This is a genomic window from Streptomyces sp. NPDC047315 (genome assembly GCF_040643215.1).
Lineage (GTDB): Bacteria > Actinomycetota > Actinomycetes > Streptomycetales > Streptomycetaceae > Streptomyces.
Genome location: NZ_JBEYTZ010000103.1, coordinates 1 through 2,494, shown reverse-complemented (window position 1 = coordinate 2,494; position 2,494 = coordinate 1). Strand labels below are relative to the sequence as shown.

At 74.2% G+C, this 2,494-nt stretch carries 1 protein-coding gene; it reads right to left on the bottom strand.

The window, feature by feature from the left end; all coding sequences use genetic code 11:
* Positions 1–2,464, bottom strand: a 2,464-nt coding sequence (locus ABZ842_RS38735; protein ID WP_361548557.1) for a type I polyketide synthase, incomplete at its 3' end; no start/stop codon positions are given.
* Positions 2,465–2,494 lie beyond the last annotated feature (30 nt).

Below are 2,494 nucleotides of genomic sequence, written 5' to 3'. Positions count from 1 at the left end.
CCGGCAACACCCCACCCACCCCCAACTCCACCCACCCACCACCACCCACCAACGACACACCCACCCGCTCCCACACCACCCCAAACAAACCGTCATCCGGAGACCCGGCGGTGTCCGGCCGCACCGCCCCTTCCCCTGCCGGGAGCAGTTCCAGTGACTCAACCGAAGCGACCGGAGCGCCCGTCGTCGCGTCCGCCAGCAGTACGGACGCGCTTCCCGGACCCGTGAGCGTCAGTCGGACCCGTACCGCCGACGCCGGCGCCTCGCCCCCCACCTCGACCCCGGTCCACGCGGCGGGGAGCCGCGCCGGCCCCTCGACGCCGGCCACCCCTGGGTGCAGCGGATGCAGCGCGGCGTCCAGCAGCGCCGGATGCAGCACGAAGCCACTGGCGCCGGCACCCCCCTCCTCGCCCAGGGCCACCTCGGCGAAGACCTCGTTCCCGGCGCGCCACGCCCTGCGCAGCCCGGTGAACCGCCCCTCGTACGCGAACCCGCCGTCGGCCAGCCGTTCGTACGTTCCGTCGAGTTCGACCTCGTCCGCGCCCTCGGGCGGCCAGCCCACCGGCATGGCCTCGATCTGCTCGGTGGCGGTCAGCCGTCCATGGGCGTGCCGGATCCAGTTCGCCGAGTCGTCCGCCGGGCCGTCCATCTGATCGTTCGAGTCCGTCAGGTCCACGCACGCGTACAGGTCGAACGGTCGGCCGCCGTCCTCGTCTGCCTCGCCCACGGCGGCCTGGAGGCGGACGCCGCCCCGCGCCGGCAGCACCAGGGGCGCGGCCAGCGTCAGTCCTTCGACCCTGCGTAGCCCCACTTCCGCACCCGTGCGCAGCGCCAGTTCCAGGAAGCCGGTGCCGGGGAACACCACCGCGCCGTGCACGGAGTGGCCCGCGAGCCACGGCTGGCTTTCGAGGGAGACGTATCCCGTCAGGACGTGGACGTCCTGGTTGACGACCGGTACCGAGGCGCCGAGGAACGGGTGGGCCGTGGCGCGCAGCCCCAGGCCCTTCGCAGTGCCCGTCGGCACCCCTGCCGTGAGCCAGTAGCGTTCGCGGTGGAAGGGGTACGTGGGCAGGTCGATCCGTCCGCCGCCGGGGAAGGTCGCGGCCGGGTCGAGCGCGGCGCCGCGCAGCCGCAGGAGCGCCAGGGCCGCCGTGACGCCGGTGGCCTCGGGGCGACCCGCGCGCAGCAGGGGCACGATGGCGCCCGGGGCCGCGGTCAGGCAGTCCTGCACCAGTGCGCTGAGCACGCCGCCCGGGCCGAGCTCCAGGTGGTCCGTGACGCCGTGCGACTCCAGGCTGCGGACCCCGTCGTGGAAGCGGACGGCCTCGCGGACGTGCCGGGTCCAGTAGTCGGGCGAGCGGAGCTGCGCGGAGGTCGCGAGCGTACCGGTGACGTTGGAGACGACGGGGATCCGCGGCTCGTGGAAGTCGAGCTGCTCGGCCGCGGCCCGGAAGGCGTCGAGTACGCCGTCCATGTGGGGCGAGTGGAAGGCGTGGCTGACCGGCAGGCGCTTGGTCCTGCGCCCCCTGGCCCGCCACAGCTGCGCCACTCCTTCCACCGCCGCCAGGTCTCCGGAGACGACGGTGGCCCGGGGCCCGTTGACGGCCGCGACGACGACCGGGGCTCCGCTCTCCTCTTCGCCGCCCGGCAGCGTCTCGCGGACCTCCTGCTCCGCGGCCTGGATCGCGACCATGGCGCCGTCCCCGCGTGCGGACCTCATGAGCCGGCCGCGGGCCGCGACGAGGGTGCACGCGTCTTCGAGGGAGAGGAGGCCGGCGACGTGGGCGGCGGTGACTTCGCCGATGGAGTGGCCGAGCAGCAGGTCAGGCAGGTGGCCCCGGCTTTCGACGAGCCGGAACAGCGCCACTCCGACGGCGAACAGCGCGGCCTGCGTGACGTCGGTCCGGTCGAGGAGGGCGGCTTCGGACGTTCCTTCGGGGGCGAAGAGAACGTCAAGGAGAGGGCAGGGGAGTTCGCCGTCGAGCAGGGCGCACACCTCGTCCAGGGCCCGGGCGAAGACGGGCATCCGCTCGTAGAGTTCACGGCCGGTGTCCGGCCGCTGGCTGCCCTGGCCGGGGAAGAGGAACGCCGTCTTGCCCCGGGGTACGGCCCCGTCGTCGTGTACGACACCGGGCCCGCGCTCGCCCTTGGCCAACGCTTCGAGGCCCGTCAGGATCTCGGCCCGGTCCGTGCCGACGACGGCCGCCCGGTGTTCCAGGGTGGCGCGGGTGGTCGCCAGCGACCAGCCGACGTCGACCGGGGACAGGTCGGGGTGGTCGGTGAGGTGCGCGTGGAGGCGGTCCGCCTGTGCCCTCAGCGCGGTCTCGTCCCGGCCCGAGATGAAGAGCGGCACGGGGACCGCGGGTCCACGGCGGTCGGCTGCGTGCTCCCTCGTCGGCGTGGGGGTGGGGGGTTGTTCGAGGATGACGTGGGCGTTGGTGCCGCTGATCCCGAACGAGGACACCCCCGCACGACGCGGCCGACCCTCCACCAC